The sequence below is a fragment of the Corynebacterium sp. HMSC05H05 genome (genome assembly GCF_001807265.1).
Classification (GTDB): domain Bacteria; phylum Actinomycetota; class Actinomycetes; order Mycobacteriales; family Mycobacteriaceae; genus Corynebacterium.
This window is the reverse complement of record NZ_KV788388.1, coordinates 136,702-151,031: the sequence shown is the minus strand read 5'-3', so window position 1 is coordinate 151,031 and position 14,330 is coordinate 136,702. Positions and strand designations below refer to the sequence as shown.

At 64.3% G+C, this 14,330-nt stretch carries 14 protein-coding genes and 7 tRNA genes; 12 read left to right on the top strand and 9 right to left on the bottom strand.

Annotation, left to right across the window (positions count from 1 at the left end; genetic code table 11):
• Window positions 1-9: 9 nt before the first annotated feature.
• The 4 genes from HMPREF3151_RS05665 to HMPREF3151_RS05650 all read right to left on the bottom strand — a co-directional run bounded on the left by HMPREF3151_RS05665 (window position 10) and on the right by HMPREF3151_RS05650 (window position 2,809).
• Entirely contained in the window at window positions 10-1,227 is a 1,218-nt protein-coding gene (locus HMPREF3151_RS05665) for a Dyp-type peroxidase (protein WP_070474343.1), read from the bottom strand.
• A 13-nt stretch (window positions 1,228-1,240) separates the two neighbouring features.
• Complete coding sequence (locus tag HMPREF3151_RS05660) at window positions 1,241-1,867, bottom strand: copper chaperone PCu(A)C (RefSeq protein ID WP_070474340.1); 627 nt, start codon at window positions 1,865-1,867, stop codon at window positions 1,241-1,243.
• Window positions 1,868-1,877: 10 nt separating this feature from the next.
• A complete protein-coding gene (locus tag HMPREF3151_RS05655) occupies window positions 1,878-2,477 on the bottom strand; it encodes a copper resistance CopC family protein (protein ID WP_070474337.1) in 600 nt (199 codons plus the stop codon).
• A 260-nt stretch (window positions 2,478-2,737) separates the two neighbouring features.
• Window positions 2,738-2,809, bottom strand: a tRNA-Val gene (locus HMPREF3151_RS05650).
• A gap of 235 nt (window positions 2,810-3,044) precedes the next feature.
• On the opposite strand from HMPREF3151_RS05650, the gene HMPREF3151_RS05645 reads away from it, so the two are divergent.
• The 9 genes from HMPREF3151_RS05645 (at window position 3,045) to msrB (ending at window position 6,035) form a co-directional block, all read left to right on the top strand.
• Window positions 3,045-3,120, top strand: a tRNA-Gly gene (locus tag HMPREF3151_RS05645).
• A 19-nt stretch (window positions 3,121-3,139) separates the two neighbouring features.
• Window positions 3,140-3,211 (top strand) — tRNA-Val (locus HMPREF3151_RS05640).
• Window positions 3,212-3,246: 35 nt separating this feature from the next.
• Window positions 3,247-3,322: transfer RNA gene (locus HMPREF3151_RS05635), tRNA-Gly, on the top strand.
• Between the two features lie 43 nt (window positions 3,323-3,365).
• Window positions 3,366-3,439, top strand: a tRNA-Cys gene (locus tag HMPREF3151_RS05630).
• A 15-nt stretch (window positions 3,440-3,454) separates the two neighbouring features.
• Window positions 3,455-3,526 (top strand) — tRNA-Val (locus HMPREF3151_RS05625).
• Between the two features lie 35 nt (window positions 3,527-3,561).
• A tRNA-Gly gene (locus HMPREF3151_RS05620) sits at window positions 3,562-3,637 on the top strand.
• 40 nt (window positions 3,638-3,677) lie between these two features.
• A complete protein-coding gene (locus HMPREF3151_RS05615) occupies window positions 3,678-4,364 on the top strand; it encodes a dihydrofolate reductase family protein (protein ID WP_070474334.1) in 687 nt (228 codons plus the stop codon).
• Window positions 4,365-4,452: 88 nt separating this feature from the next.
• The gene (locus HMPREF3151_RS05610) at window positions 4,453-5,637 is read left to right on the top strand and encodes a glycosyltransferase family 87 protein (RefSeq protein WP_070474331.1); all 1,185 of its coding nucleotides are present in this window, start codon (window positions 4,453-4,455) and stop codon (window positions 5,635-5,637) included.
• A complete protein-coding gene (msrB, locus tag HMPREF3151_RS05605; protein WP_070474328.1) occupies window positions 5,634-6,035 on the top strand; it encodes a peptide-methionine (R)-S-oxide reductase MsrB in 402 nt (133 codons plus the stop codon). The genes HMPREF3151_RS05610 and msrB overlap by 4 nt, the downstream gene beginning before the upstream one ends.
• A gap of 54 nt (window positions 6,036-6,089) precedes the next feature.
• Here the strand turns inward: msrB and hemQ are convergent, their stop codons facing one another.
• Window positions 6,090-6,791 (bottom strand): hydrogen peroxide-dependent heme synthase, encoded by a 702-nt coding sequence (hemQ, locus tag HMPREF3151_RS05600; protein WP_070474326.1) that lies wholly within the window; start codon window positions 6,789-6,791, stop codon window positions 6,090-6,092.
• A 152-nt stretch (window positions 6,792-6,943) separates the two neighbouring features.
• Between hemQ and HMPREF3151_RS05595 the strand changes: the two genes are divergently transcribed.
• Together HMPREF3151_RS05595 and HMPREF3151_RS05590 are read left to right on the top strand one after the other, a co-directional pair.
• Entirely contained in the window at window positions 6,944-7,558 is a 615-nt protein-coding gene (locus HMPREF3151_RS05595; RefSeq protein ID WP_070474533.1) for a DUF3000 domain-containing protein, read from the top strand.
• 11 nt (window positions 7,559-7,569) lie between these two features.
• Window positions 7,570-8,775, top strand: a complete 1,206-nt coding sequence (locus tag HMPREF3151_RS05590) for an HRDC domain-containing protein (RefSeq protein ID WP_070474323.1) — start codon at window positions 7,570-7,572, stop codon at window positions 8,773-8,775.
• Here the strand turns inward: HMPREF3151_RS05590 and dxs are convergent.
• The 4 genes from dxs to dut all read right to left on the bottom strand — a co-directional run bounded on the left by dxs (window position 8,772) and on the right by dut (window position 13,608).
• Entirely contained in the window at window positions 8,772-10,697 is a 1,926-nt protein-coding gene (gene dxs, locus HMPREF3151_RS05585) for a 1-deoxy-D-xylulose-5-phosphate synthase (protein WP_070474321.1), read from the bottom strand. The two genes, HMPREF3151_RS05590 and dxs, sit on opposite strands and share 4 nt — an antisense overlap.
• 106 nt (window positions 10,698-10,803) lie before the next feature.
• The gene (locus HMPREF3151_RS05580; protein WP_070474532.1) at window positions 10,804-12,054 is read right to left on the bottom strand and encodes a class I SAM-dependent RNA methyltransferase; all 1,251 of its coding nucleotides are present in this window, start codon (window positions 12,052-12,054) and stop codon (window positions 10,804-10,806) included.
• A gap of 9 nt (window positions 12,055-12,063) precedes the next feature.
• Complete coding sequence (locus tag HMPREF3151_RS11560) at window positions 12,064-13,041, bottom strand: DUF3710 domain-containing protein (RefSeq protein ID WP_083290205.1); 978 nt, start codon at window positions 13,039-13,041, stop codon at window positions 12,064-12,066.
• Window positions 13,042-13,125: 84 nt separating this feature from the next.
• A complete protein-coding gene (gene dut / locus HMPREF3151_RS05570) occupies window positions 13,126-13,608 on the bottom strand; it encodes a dUTP diphosphatase (protein WP_256365527.1) in 483 nt (160 codons plus the stop codon).
• Between the two features lie 164 nt (window positions 13,609-13,772).
• Here dut and HMPREF3151_RS05565 point away from each other — a divergent pair, with 164 nt between their 5' ends.
• On the top strand, window positions 13,773-14,315 hold the full coding sequence (locus HMPREF3151_RS05565) for a DUF3093 domain-containing protein (protein WP_070474526.1): 543 nt from the start codon (window positions 13,773-13,775) through the stop codon (window positions 14,313-14,315).
• Window positions 14,316-14,330: the final 15 nt, after the last annotated feature.

Genomic DNA, 14,330 nt, shown 5'->3' with positions numbered 1-14,330 from the left:
CCAGGGAGTCTACCCTTGGCCGCCCGAAAGTACGGCTTCGCCCCAGTATGCGTCGCCGCTTCCTTCCCCACCGGGCTCTCGTGTGCCCGGCGGGATCCAGTACACCGCAGATCCGATGTGCGTGGTCCACTCGTTGAGCCGGTCAACTTCTAACAGCCGTTGCAGCACCGGGGTGAACTGCACGTCCGGGTCCTTCTGGTACGCCAAAAAGACCAGCCCCGCGTCAGACAGCTCGCCGGGCGCCGGCGGCAGCGAATAGTTGTACGGCCTGCGCAAAAACTTCTGTTCCGGGTGGTCCGCGGGCGGCATGGCACGTGCCATGTGGGAGTTTTTGTCGATCACGGGCAGCCCGTACTCGTCCAACGCCTCCAGGTCGGGGGCATCGAATTCGTCTTTGCCGGTCAGCGGTGCTCCGTCGTCAAGTCTGCGCCCCACCGCCACTTCGCGGGAGGTGCGGTCCAACCGCTCCCAATCGTCGAGGTCCATCGCAATGCGGCGCACAACGAGCGACGACGACCCGTCGTCGGCGAACACCTGCTCGGCGTACTCTTCGTCCGAATGCGGGTTGACGGTACCGTCCACCTGGCCGAAGAGGTTGCGCGGAGTCTGGCCTTTAGGGATGGAGCCAAACGCGTTCATGAACCCCTGCTGCAGCCAGTGGGTGTCCACGTAGTCCATGCCGGCGCGCGTCATGTGGCGCAGCGCCCAGGCGCACATCACCGGGTCGTCGGAGCAGATCTGCAGCACCAGATCCGTCTGCCCCCACTCCGGCTGCAACTGCTCGCGCGGCATCGCGGGGATGTCGTGCAACCACTTCGGCTTGGCGTCTGGCGCCGCGATTTCGAAGACGCGCTCGCCGAACCCGCAGGTGATGGTGAGGTTAGCGGGCCACTGCACCATCTCCGGCTCCAGGCTGGACAAAGGGTTGCGGCCGGCGGTCAGCTCGCGGGCGTCTTCGGTCCACAGCCGCATGAGCCTGATTATGCCGCTTCCGTCCACCCCGTCCTTCACCCTGAAGCCGGCAAGGTTGAGCGACGCCTGTGTCGGTGTCTGGATGCCTGCCTGATGCTCACCGTCGAAGGCGACGGATGCTTCCGTCAACGGTTCGAAGTTGGGGTCGGAGTTGCTCGGCGCGTCGTCGCACGCTGAGAGCAGCATGCCTGTCGACGCCACCCCGGCCACCCCAGCCGTTCCGGCCAAAAACCCCCGCCGGCTCACACCCGGCATGCCGCATCCTCCTTTAGTGCTTGTGCTCGTCGTGACCAGCGTGGTCGCCGGGGTCAGCGTGATCGCCCAGATCGCCGTAGCTTTCGTCGCCCGGCAGCATTGTGCGCACGGCGACATCAGGCACGGTCGCGGTCGCGCCGCCTTCGAGCAGCAGTGTCACATCGATGGTGTCGCCAGCCTCGATGGCTGGCGCGTAGCCCATCACCATGAAGTGGTCGCCTCCCGGTGCCAGCTCGTGGGTTCCGCCCGCGGGAATGTCGAAGCCGCCGTCCTTTTCGCGCATCACTCCGTCTACAACCTCGTGGATCTGGTAGTCCGCTTCTCCGAGCGACGTGGTAAATCCCACGACCGAGATGTCATTGTCCGAGTTGTTGTGCAGCGTGCCGAAGATCGACGTCATGTCGCTGCCATCCGCAGCATCTTTCGCCGCCTTCGCACGAACAGCTCCGTCCTCGAGCGTGACCGCGTCGTTTGCAAGATCCGCGGCCGGAACATCAGTCGCCGGATTGCTGGTTGCCGCTTCCGAGGTGACCTCGTTGTAGGAGGACTGCTCCTGCTCAGCTGCGTCGTTGGCCGCATCACTGCAGCCCGCCAGAACCAGAGCCGCTGCTGCAAGACCCGTGACGGTTCGCTTCTTCATTAGTGTTCTCCTACTTGTCCGTATCGGTGTTGGTTTCAGAGATTCGGCGGCTCTTCGCCAGAGCCCCGAAGCCGGCACCGGCAACGACCAGCACGCCGGCTAGGGCGAGCAGCACCTTCATCGTGGAACTCATACCGTCGGCCGCGTCAACGACAGGGTCCTTGCTTGCATCCGCGGTGGCTTCGGCATCGTCGCCCTGGGCGTTCTCCGCCCCGGAGGGGCTGAAGCTGAACGAGGTCATCCCCTTCGTTGAATGGCCGTCGGAGGACACGATTTGGAAGCCGACCTTGTAGTCGCCCGGTTGCGCGTCGAGGTCGGCCGGAAGGTCGAGGGTGACAAACCGTCCTTCAATGTCGGGCTCGCCGGAGTGCACGACCTCGGATTGCCCGTCGACCTCGCGGGAAAGCGCGACCGTGTTGAAGCCATCCTGGATCTCCCCGGAAAACTCCAGGGTGATTGCGTCCGGGAACTCGCTGACCACGCCCTTATCCTCCGGGTCCGCGCCAATGACGGAGTCGTGGGCGACGGCCGGTGCCGCCGCGATCAACGTCGCCGTGGCCGCCGCCGCTGCGACTGCGCCACCTCGTGCAAAACCTGCCGGGATGAGCATGGTGCCTCCTCTAGTAAAACCAACGCGCCGGTTGGCGCTAAGAGCACTAGTCGTATCCCCGCCCATGTTAGTTCCCGTCACACCCGCCCCAAAACTATGAACGGAGCAACCCCAACCCAAACGACGATATCGGCATAAAGCCTCCAGGCCGAGCCGCGACCTGGGTTTTTCCAAGAGCTAACGCCGCAAATGCCGATATCGTCGTTTACGGGGCAAACGAAAAACGCCCCAGGCTGTTTCCAACCTGGGGCTCTCCCTAGTGGTCCTAGCTGGGATCGAACCAGCGACCTTTCCGGTGTGAACGGAACGCTCTTCCACTGAGCCATAGGACCGAACGAGAAGAGAGATTACACGCCACACCGGAAAGAACCGAATCGGCTGGTCAATGCGGATAACGAGGATGGCCAACCACGGGACGTCGAGAAGCGCTTGCGCCGCAGAACAAATTGCACCCGCGTAATTCGCACCTAACCCCCACAACATGCCTGTGACGTGCCGATTTGTAACGGTGGGCAATATGCGGATAAAGTCTGTTCTCGCATTCGACGCGGACAGCGTAGAACGCATGCGGATGTAGCGCAGTTGGTAGCGCATCACCTTGCCAAGGTGAGGGTCGCGAGTTCGAGTCTCGTCATCCGCTCCAGTTCCCCAGCGGAACATGAGCGCGATTAGCTCAGCGGTAGAGCACTACCTCGACACGGTAGGGGTCACTGGTTCGATCCCAGTATCGCGCACAGAGGGTTTGTCCCCTCGGTAACTGAATAGCAATGCGGATGTAGCGCAGTTGGTAGCGCATCACCTTGCCAAGGTGAGGGTCGCGAGTTCGAGTCTCGTCATCCGCTCCAAGTACTTCGGGGTTGAAGCCGAATACTTCGGAGGTAACTCCACGGTGGATTGGTCGAGTGGTTAGGCAACGGTCTGCAAAACCGTGTACACGGGTTCGATTCCCGTATCCACCTCCAAGCTGCAATAGCCTTGCGCGATTAGCTCAGCGGTAGAGCACTACCTCGACACGGTAGGGGTCACTGGTTCGATCCCAGTATCGCGCACAGAGGGTTTGTCCCCTCGGTAACTGAATAGCAATGCGGATGTAGCGCAGTTGGTAGCGCATCACCTTGCCAAGGTGAGGGTCGCGAGTTCGAGTCTCGTCATCCGCTCCACCTCAACCCCGGCCCGCGCGGCCGGGGTTATTCTTTTGCCATGGTCACTTCCGCGAACGACATCCTCGGACCGGTCCTCGCCCCTGAGAGGCGTGAAACACGTGCGGCAATGGTGATGACTCTCTTCGGCGCCTTCGGTCGCGACGGCACTTCGGGCGATCTTGGCAACGAGCTCGATTCCGAGTTCCTGCAGGAGCTCCGCGCGTGGGCGGATGTCGTTCTCGTTTCCTCCGGCACAGTCGCTGCGGAGAGGTACGGTCCTTCGGACACCCCGATGGCCGTATTGTCGCGTTCTCTAGACATCGACCCCTCGCTCGGGGTGTTCTCCGGCCAGGACCCCATCATTGTGTGCCCGGAGCGATCGCTTAACGACGACACGCTGGCCGCTCAACGCACCGCCCTGGCAGAAGCAGGCGCGCGCTTCCTTTCCGCTGGCGATGGCTCACCTTCTGAAGTCATCGACGCCCTGCACCGCGATGGGTTCAATCGCATTGCCTGCGAAGGTGGCCCGAGCGTGTACGCCGATATGATCGGCAGCGGCCTACTTGACGTCGTGCACGTCACCTTGGATCCCTCCGTAAGCGCCGCGGACGGACCGTGGGGGTTGCAACGCATCAGCAAACAACGCCCATTCGAACGGCGATATGCGTTGGAAGCCGCCCACACGTCTGTAGGCGCGGGCGATTCGATGCTCTTCCTGCGCTACCGGTGCGTGTGCGAAGGGTAGCTGCGCCCCGGCAGGTACGGTTAGGCGCGTGATTGATACTCCGCCGCCACGTAGCGTCCCCGAAGAACCCGCAGCGGGTTCAACCGCAGTGCAGGCCCAGCCGGCTGCCCAGAGCGCCGGTGTCTCGTCTGCGATCGCTGCTGCAGCCTGGCCTGTCGCGGCGCTTCTGGTCTTGCATCGGCTGTGTATTCTCGCGCGCACGGGGTCGGTGACGGACGATTTCACCACAGTGTGGTCTGCGGCGCGCCGATTCGTGGAACGCGTCCCCGTGTACAACGAGGTCTACAGCCACGTCAATCCGCACTACCTTTACAACCCGGGCGCGACCCTGCTGCTGTCGCCGATGGGGCTGATCTCTGACATAGACCTGGCGCGCCCGCTGTTCATCGCGGTCAACGCCGCGTGCATCATCGCCGCTTTGGCGTGGCTGACCAAACTTTCAGGCCGCCCGCTTTCCGGGCCAACGTTGCCTGTCGCGATAGCACTGGCCTTTTGCACCGAGGCGGTGACAAACACGCTGGTGTTTTCCAACATCAACGGCATACTCCTGCTCGCCTTGGTTGCCTTTATCGCGCTGCTTCTTTCCCGCCGGGACACCAGCGCGGGTGTGGTGCTGGGATTGGCCATTTTGGTCAAGCCGATGTTCGCCCCGCTGCTGGTGCTGCCGCTGCTGCAGTTTCGCTGGCGCCCCGCACTCGGAGCGATTGGTGTTCCTGTGATGATGAACCTCATCGCGTGGCCGCTGACCCCGAGCGCCCGCGACTACCTCGATGTGGTTGTTCCGTATTTGAAGGTCACGCGCGACTACGCCAACTCTTCCCTGCCGGGTTTCGCCGTGTACTTCGGCATGCCCGGCTGGGCGAAAGCCGCACTGTTCGTGGTGCTGGCTGTCGCGGTCGCAGGGGCGGTGCTCGGGCTATTGCGCGTGCGCCACAGCCAAGAGCTGCTCTACCTGGCTGTGGGCTCCGGAGTGCTGCTCGCCGGGGTCTGTCTGCTGTCCTCTCTAGGACAGGCCTATTACTCCATGATGCTGTTTCCCGCGCTGTTTACGGTGTTCTCTCCGGATAGCCCCCTGCGCAGCTGGCCTGCTTGGCTCGGTGCGACGCTGTGCCTTTCCCCTCTGAGCTGGTCTAGCCCGCATCATCCGTTGACCGGCAGTTGGCTCAACACGTTTTTACCCACAGCCGGGTGGGCCGTGTTTATTGTCGCGTGCGCCGCGTGGGTATTGTCTAGGCCAACCTTGCTCGCTCCGAGGGAAAGGATTGGGCGATGACGAATTTCAAGGACTTCACCGACGCGCAGTGGCGTGAGAAGCTCAGCCCGGAGGAGTTCCACGTTCTGCGTGAGGCAGGCACGGAACCCCCAGGTGTCGGCGAATACACCAACACCACCACCGAGGGCGTATACCGCTGCCGTGCGTGCGGTGCCGAGCTGTTCCGTTCCACCGAGAAGTTTGACGCCCACTGCGGCTGGCCCTCGTTCTTCTCCCCGCTGGCGGGCGACGCCGTCATCGAGCGCGAGGACACTTCCCTCGGCATGGTGCGCACGGAGGTGTTGTGCGCCAACTGCCACTCCCATCTGGGCCATGTGTTCGCCGGCGAGGGCTTCAACACCCCCACCGATCTGCGCTACTGCATCAACTCTATCTCGCTGACGCTCGACGAAGCGTAGAAAAGACGCCGTCAAGCAATTGCTTTGACGGCGCCGCCTCCGGTGCGAGGCCGCTTAGGGCAGCACCGAGATGATCTCGCCGATGTCGCCCACGCGGCGGCCCGTCTGGAACGGGATCTCTTCGCGCACGTGCAGGCGGGCCTCGGTGTATCGCATGGTCTTCATCAACGCTTCGATACGCTCCAGCGTCGGCGCCTCGAATGCGAGCATCCACTCGTAGTCGCCGAGTGTGAACGCTTCCACGGTGTTGGCGCGCACATCCGCGAAATCGCGGGCCGCCATGCCGTGCTCCGCAAGGATGCGGCGGCGCTTTTCCGGCTCCATCACGTACCAGTCGTAGGAGCGCACGAACGGGTAGACCGTGATCCAGTCCCCCGGCTCCTCACCCATGATGAAGCTGGGCAGGTGGGACTTGTTGAACTCAGCCGGACGGTGCAGCCCGTTGCCAATCCAGCTCAGTTCCACCTTCTGACCGAAAGCGGTTTCCCGGCGGAAGTCCGCGAGGGCCTTCTGCAGATCCTCGAACTCCTCGGCGTGCCACCAGATCATGAAGTCGGCGTCGGCGCGGATCCCGGTGTTGTCGTAGATGCCGCGAACCGTGACCACGCCCTCCTGCTCAAGGTTGGTGAAGAAGGCGCGAGCTTCGTCGATAAGCTTGCTGCGCTCGGTGCCAAGCACCCCGGGGACTGCGCGGAACACCGCGAACTGCAAGAAGCGCTGCGTGGCGTTGAGTTTGTCAAAGTCGAGCTTGGCCATGGATTTTGCCCCTTTCCTGCCGCACGGCAGATCAAACAAAAGTCGTAGGACATTCTACGCCCTAGGTTGCGACACTCACGGCGCGCCTCCCCCAACGACGCGGGTTGCTGGATACGTTTGACCCTGTGATGAAACCGGACACCACCTCCCCCATGTCCGCCGGAGGCGCGGGCGCCAACAGGGACGACCACGGCAACAGCGATTCCTGGCCCGCAGAATTCAGCGCGGCCGTCGAATCCATGCACGCGGCGCGCCTGCGCCCCGAGATCACCCTGGGCACTATCCGCCCTCCGCAGCGCCCCGCACCGTTTAGTCACGCCGTCGGCCTAGAAGTCGCGCATGCGGACGAAGAGAACGTCCCGGTGAACTCTGAAAGCGATGCGTTCGGCCGCCTGATCTTGTTGCACTCCCCCGCCGCCGAAGAGGCATGGGAGGGCTCCATGCGCCTGGTCGCCTACATCCAGGCGGATATGGACGACGCTGTCGCTTCCGACCCACTGCTGCCGGACGTGGCCTGGCAGTGGCTCAACGAGTCCTTGGCCGAAACTGGCGCGCGCCACACCAACCTCGGCGGCACCGTCACGTCGACTGCCTCGGTGCGGTTCGGCGAGATTGGTGGGCCGCCTCGCGCGTACCAGCTGGAAATGCGCGCTTCCTGGACAGCTGAAGGCACCGACCTTCAGCACCACGTCGAGGCGTTTTCAAAGGTTCTGGCGCACGTCGCAGGTTTGCCTCCGGAAGGTGTGGCCCAGCTCGGTCCGCGCTAAAATCTCACCTGATGAGTGCACGGCTGGACTACCACCTTGTAAACACGCCCGCCGCCTTCCGTGAAGCGGCGGGCGCACTCGCGCACGGCCGCGGTCCGTTTGCTGTTGACACTGAGCGCGCCTCGTCGTTCCGCTACGGGGACCGGGCCTTCCTCGTGCAAGTGCGCCGTCGCGGCGCAGGCACGTTCCTGATCGCGCCCGAAGGTCACCGCGACGAGGTACGGGACATTCTCGGCCCTGTTCTCAACGGCGGAGAATGGATCATCCACGCGGCCAGCGAAGATCTGCGCAGTCTGGCGCTGCTCGGGTTGCACCCGGGCGTCCTTTTCGACACTGAGCTCGCCTCCCGCATTGTCGGCTACGACAGACCAAACCTCGCGGCGATGGTTGAGCGTTTCGTCGGCGTGGAACTGGAGAAGGGACACGGCCACGAAGACTGGTCCCGCACGCCTCTGCCCCGCGCTTGGCAGGACTACGCCGCACTCGACGTGGAATACCTCAACGAGCTGGCCGAAGCGCTCACGGAAGTCCTCGACGCTCAAGGCAAGCTGCGCTGGGCATTCGAAGAGTTCGCGCACCTCATCACCGTCTACTCGTTGGCTCCGCGCCCTGAGAAGTCCTGGCGCGATATCAAGGGACTTTCTACATTGCGGGACCAGTCCGGACTCCAAGTCGCCCGCGAGCTCTGGCACGCCCGCGAGCAATTGAGCGAGCAACGCGACATCGCCCCCGGGCGCCTGCTACCAAACCGGGCACTGGTTGATATTGCGCTCGCGGAGCCTGACTCACCTCGCGGGTTAACTCGTGCGGTTGGCGGTAAGGGATTACCGCCACGGGAGGTCCGGCGCTGGCTCGGCGTGGTCGAGCGCGCTTTGGCTACTGACCCTGGCACGTGGCCTCAGCGCCGAGACGCGCGGGCTAACGGCACCCCGTCAAAGTCCGGGTGGGAACGCCACTACCCGGAATCGTGGCAGATGCTCCAACTGTGCCGCAAAGACATCGCCGCGAGTGCCGAGGATTTGGACATCCGGCCGGACATTCTTCTCACCCCCGCGATCCTGCGGGAGACGGTGTGGCACGCCCCTGGCCGCGGCCCCGCCTGGGACACCCATCAAGCAGCGACGGCCCTGGAAAAAGCGGGTGCGCGGCCGTGGCAAGTGGAAATCACCGCACCAATTTTGGCTGCGGCGCACGCCGAGATGACGCAAATGACCTAAGCGTCCTGATCCGCGAGGCTCGCCGCCCACTCACGGACCTGCTTGGCAGCCGATGCGGGGTCGAGGCCGTACTCCTCCAAGATCTCGCCGCGCGATGCGTGCAGCGGGAAGATGTCCGGAAACGCGAGCTGGCGCACCGGGGTATCCACCTCCGCTGCGGCGAGAGCCTCTGCTACGGCGGAGCCAACGCCACCGCGGACCACGCCGTCTTCGTACACCACCACAAGGTCTGCTTCCGTGGCCAATTCCAGCACGTCGGAGGAGACGGGGACGACCCAGCGCGGGTCCACCACGGTTGCACGGATGCCGTCGGCTCGCACCGCTCCTGCGACTTCGAGGCCGTACTTCGCAAATGCGCCGACGGCAACGATCAGCACATCGATCTCGTCCCCGGCGCCCTCGCCTTCCGGACGCGCCAGCACGTCAGTGCCGCCGGCGAGTCGCTCCAAGGCATCAATATCGGAGCCGACCGCCCCCTTCGGGAAGCGGACGACAGTCGGCCCATCGTCCACCGCGATAGCCTCGGAGAACTCTTCGCGCAGACGCGCTGCATCGCGCGGCGCTGCGATCCGGATCCCCGGAACGATGGAAGCGATAGCCATGTCCCAGACACCGTTGTGGCTGGCACCGTCCGACCCGGTCACGCCCGCCCGGTCCAGCACCAGGGTCACAGGTTGATCAATGAGCCCCACGTCCATGAGCAGCTGGTCGAAGGCGCGATTCAGGAACGTCGAGTAGACCGCAACAACCGGGTGCAAGCCGCCCAGCGCCATGCCCGACGCGGATGCGACAGCGTGCTGTTCTGCAATGCCTACATCGAAGAACCGGTCCGGGAACTGCTCCGCAAAAGGCTGCAGGCCGGTCGGTCCCGCCATCGCGGCGGTAATGGCCACGATGTCATCGCGCTCGTGGCCGACCCGCAACAGCTCCTCAGTAAACACAGAAGTCCAGCCCGGCTCAGATGTGGCGAGCGACTGTCCAGTCACCGGATCAATCACGCCCGTGGAGTGCATCTGATCAGCCACGTTGTTCACAGCCGGGGCGAACCCGTGGCCCTTCTCAGTGACCACGTGCACGATCAGCGGGCCTTCGTAGCGCTTCGCGTACTTGAAGGCGTTGAGCAGGCTCTTGATGTCGTGCCCTTCAACAGGGCCGACGTATTTCATGCCCAGCTCCGGGAACATTTCGGTGGGCAGCACCTGGTACTTCACGCCCTCTTTGAGCGCATGCAGCGCGTCGAAGGTGCGCTCGCCCACCCAGCCCATGGACTTCAGCGTCTTTTTGCCGGACTCCATCACTTCGTCGTACGCCGGCTGCATGCGAAGCGCCGCAAGCTGGTCGCGCAGCTTTGTCAGGTTGTTGGCAAACCCGCCGATGGTCGGTGAATAGGAACGGCCGTTGTCATTGACAACGATCACCACATTGCGGTTGGCCGCCGCGATGTTGTTCAGCGCCTCCCAGCACATGCCGCCGGTCAACGCCCCGTCACCGACGACGGCGACCACGTTGTCGCCGTCCCGGCCTTTCAACGCCTTCGCCTTGGCAAGGCCGTCCGCATAGGACAGCGACGCGCTGGCGTGCGAGGACTCGGTCCAATCGTGCTCCGACTCCGCGCGCGCGGTGTAGCCCGAAAGACCACCCTTCTTGCGCAGCGTGTCGAACTGCCCACCGCGCCCGGTGAGGATCTTGTGCACGTACGACTGGTGGGACGTGTCCCAAATAATCGGGTCGTTCGGCGAGTCGAAGATGTAGTGCAGCGCGATGGTCATCTCCACCACACCCAAGTTCGGGCCGAGGTGGCCGCCGGTTGCAGAGACTTTCTGGATCAACATCTCGCGGATCTCGCCGGCCAGATCGTCGAGCTGCGCAGGAGAGAGCTTGCGGACATCCGCTGGCGTCGCAATATGCTCAAGCAGTGCCACAGTCCCGTCGTACTCCTTCGCATTGTCAGGCGCGCCCGGATTGGGCGCAGCTGCCGTTTCGTTCACGCTAGTTTACACGCTGGCGCTCAGACGAAGATTCGTCCCGCTACACCGGCTCAAGCACCGCGATTGCTTCGAAGTGGTGGGTGTTCGGAAACGCGTCGATAAGCTTCATCTGCTTAACGCAATAGCCGTGTTCGCCAAAACCCGCCAGGTCGCGCGCGAATGTTGCCGGGTCGCAGCCGACGTGGATGATGCGCTCCGGTGCTGCCTGAGCGATCGCACGAACCACGTCCGCACCCGCGCCCGCGCGCGGCGGGTCCAGCACAACCAGCCCCGGGCGCTCCAACTCGCCCACGACCGCCGCCGCATCGCCGTGGTGCACGCGCACATCACACGAAGCTGTGACCTGCTGGCGGCGGGAGGTTGCGGCGCTGGAGTAGTCCACAGACTCAATCCGGCCACCACCGAGCGCCTCGTTCATCGCTGGAACGAGCGCCCCGACGCCACCGTAAAGGTCCCAACCCACGCGGCGCGTGTACTCACCCGCGCCCCACTGGGCAATCACGTCGGAATACGCCTCGGGTGCTTTCTGGTGCGCCTGCCAGAACGCAGTTGGCGGGAAGACGAAGTCGAACCCGCGCACCCGCTCTACCAGCTCACCTGGACCTTCAAGAACGCGCTCGACGCGCTCCACGCGGCGTCCGCGTTGCGCAGCCTGAGTCTCCACCACGTGCCGGCTACCGTCTGAATCGACTGCGGCAACGAGCTCTGCGCCGGGAGTGAAGCTGTCGGCTGCTTCCCCGACGATCCCGTCGAGTAAGCCCAGCACTGGCTGGGTGCACTGCACACCTGCCACGACCTCGGTGGAACGCGCCCGCCGCATTCCGGCGTTGCCCTGGCGGTCCACGCCCAGCCTGGCGCGGGTGCGCCACCCGGTCGCCGGCTGGAGCTGGACCGCCTCCACTGAGCCGAGATCGACGCTGTCAAGTACTCCGGAACGGGATGACAGCGCGCCCAGCTGACCAAGCAGCACCTCGCGCTTGAGCCGGAGTTGCGCGTCTGCGTCAATATGGGAAAAGTCGCAGCACCCCGCGCCCGCGGCAGCCGCGGGGCAAGTGGGATCGACGCGGTGCGGCGAAGGCTCGAGCACAGCGGTCGTCTCTGCGCGGGCCCAACGCTTCTTCACCTTCGTCAGCGTCGCCGCCACCGTGTCCCCGAGGATTGCGTCACGGACAAACACCACACGCCCGTCTGGCGCGTCGGCGATGCCTTCGCCGCCGTGCGCCATAGCCCGGACACGCAAGCGCACCGGCTCGCCGGCCTTGACAGCGGGCGCACCGGTGCTATGAGCCATCTCCGCCACTTACTCGGCAGCAGACGGGGCGTCGCCGCCTGCCTTAGTGCTGCCGCCTGCGGCGCGACGCTCGCGCAACTCCTGCAGCTGCTTCTGATTCTCAACGTTCTGGGCGATTATCTGCTTCAGCGCATCGCTCAGTGCGTTCGGGTTGCCCTCCGCCGGTGCCTGCGCGGACGCTTGGCCCTGACGCGCCTTCGCCTCAGCCGCAGCCTGCACCTGCTGCGCCAGCTGCGCGGGCAAAACAACCTGCAGGGAGTTGCCGGCCAGAATCGGGTCATCACCGCGGTAAACAAAGGAGCGGGCGACAGTTTCGCGGCCGATCTCGGCGAGTTGGTCTTCCGAGCCGGTCGGAGCTGCCAGGGTGACACGGTAGAGCCAGCGCGGGCCCTCCACGCCGATGATACGGATGACACCGTTCGTTCCGGTGCCCACGATCTCCTGGCCCCACGGGCCCTGCTGGATCTCCACCGGCATGCCTTCGGAGCGCATGCCCGCGATGATCTCCTCCGAAGACTCCTCCCAGAGGCCGCCGGTGCGCGGCGCGGCGAATGCGACCGGGGTGATACGGCCGTAGCGGGTAACCACGTGAACCATCTTCGGGCCTTGCTCGCCCATCTCCACCTGCACCTGGGATTCCTTCGGCAGCGGGACGCGGATCGAGCCAAGGTTCAAGGTGACGTTGGAAAAGTCGGAGAAGTCGAAGTCCTCGATGTCCACGTTGTCGCCGTCGAACGGGCCGGTGGAGCCTCCCACCGGGTCGTAGTCCGTCAGCGCTTCCACACCAGCCGCGGCCGAGGCGACAGGCGCGGCCGCGGGGGCAGCTTCCTGCGTTTCGACGGGCGAAGCCTCCTCAGCCGCCTCAACTGCAGACGCTGCCTCGGACTCAGCCGCGGGCTGGTCCTGCTTCGGTTCGAGCGGCGAGGACTCTACAGGATTCTCCTGCTTCTGCTTCTTCTTTTTCTTGCCAAACGGCCAAAATGCCATCGGTGGTCACTCCCTAAATCGGTGGTCGCAGATGAGTGTAATTCTTGTGTTTGCCGCTATTGACTGTAGTCGGGGCACGCGGCGCTAGTGCGTACCGGTCGAGCCGTACCCGCCGTCGCCGCGCTGTGTCTCGTCCAGCGCCTCAACCTCAGTGAACCCCACCAACTCGACGCGCTGGATCACGAGCTGTGCGATCCGCATCCCGCGGGTGATTTCGATCGGCTCGGAACGGTCGGTGTTGAGCAGGCAGACCTTCAGCTCTCCGCGGTAGCCCGCGTCGATGGTCCCGGGCGTGTTGACGATGCTCAACCCGTGCTTGGCAGCCATGCCGGAGCGTGGATGGATGAGGCCGACCGTGCCCACTGGTAGCGCGACGGCCACTCCGGTGGACACCAGCGCGCGCTCCCCCGGCTGCAAAACCAAGTTTTCTGCGGAATACAGATCCGCGCCAGCATCTTCCGGGTGTGCCCGCATTGGCATGGGAAGCTCCGGATCAAGGCGCTTGACTGGGATCGGCGGCAGCGAATCGCCACCGTAGGTGCTGTACGTGCTGTTTTGGTTCTCCACCCGCCCCACACTACGTCAGTGCCGCTACCGCGGCGCCACTCCGCCAGAGACGCCAAGCCACTCCGCCCGGGGCGCCAGTGCACTGGGCCAGGGCATTGGGCCGCCCTCCCCCGCAGTTGGCGCGCAAGTATGCCCCTGCACAGGGCCCGCCTATTGTGGAGTACGTGAGTGAGACCGCATCGACCCCTTCAAACCCCCGCTCCGAGGATGCAGCACCAGCTGCGACGGCACCCAAGGCAAAGGTGTTGTACACGGAGCGCCAGTGGGTGCCTTGGTATTGGTGGGCTGCCCTCGCCGGGCTCGCCCTGTTGCTCGCCGGGCAGTTCGGCCTCAACCGCAACGTTTGGTGGTTCGCGGTTCCGCTAGTGCTATTCACGGCACTTTTCGCGTGGTTTTTGTTCTGGCTGTCGCGCACCACAGTAAGCGTCGAGCAAGACCCTGACGGTACGCGCTGGCTACTCGTGGAGGACGCGAATCTGCCAAACACAGTGGTGTCGCGCTCGATGGTGGTGCCGGGTTCCGCCCGCCAGAATGCGCTGGGACGCCAGTTGGACCCGGCGGCGTTTTTGGTCTCGCGCCCATGGGTCAGTGAGCATGTCCTCATCGTTCTGGACGACCCAGAGGACCCAACGCCGTACTGGCTGATCTCTTCGAAGAACCCCGAGGAGGTGTTGGCGGCTTTCGCACCCGGCACTGCTGCCGGGTAGCCGGACGATCCGGAC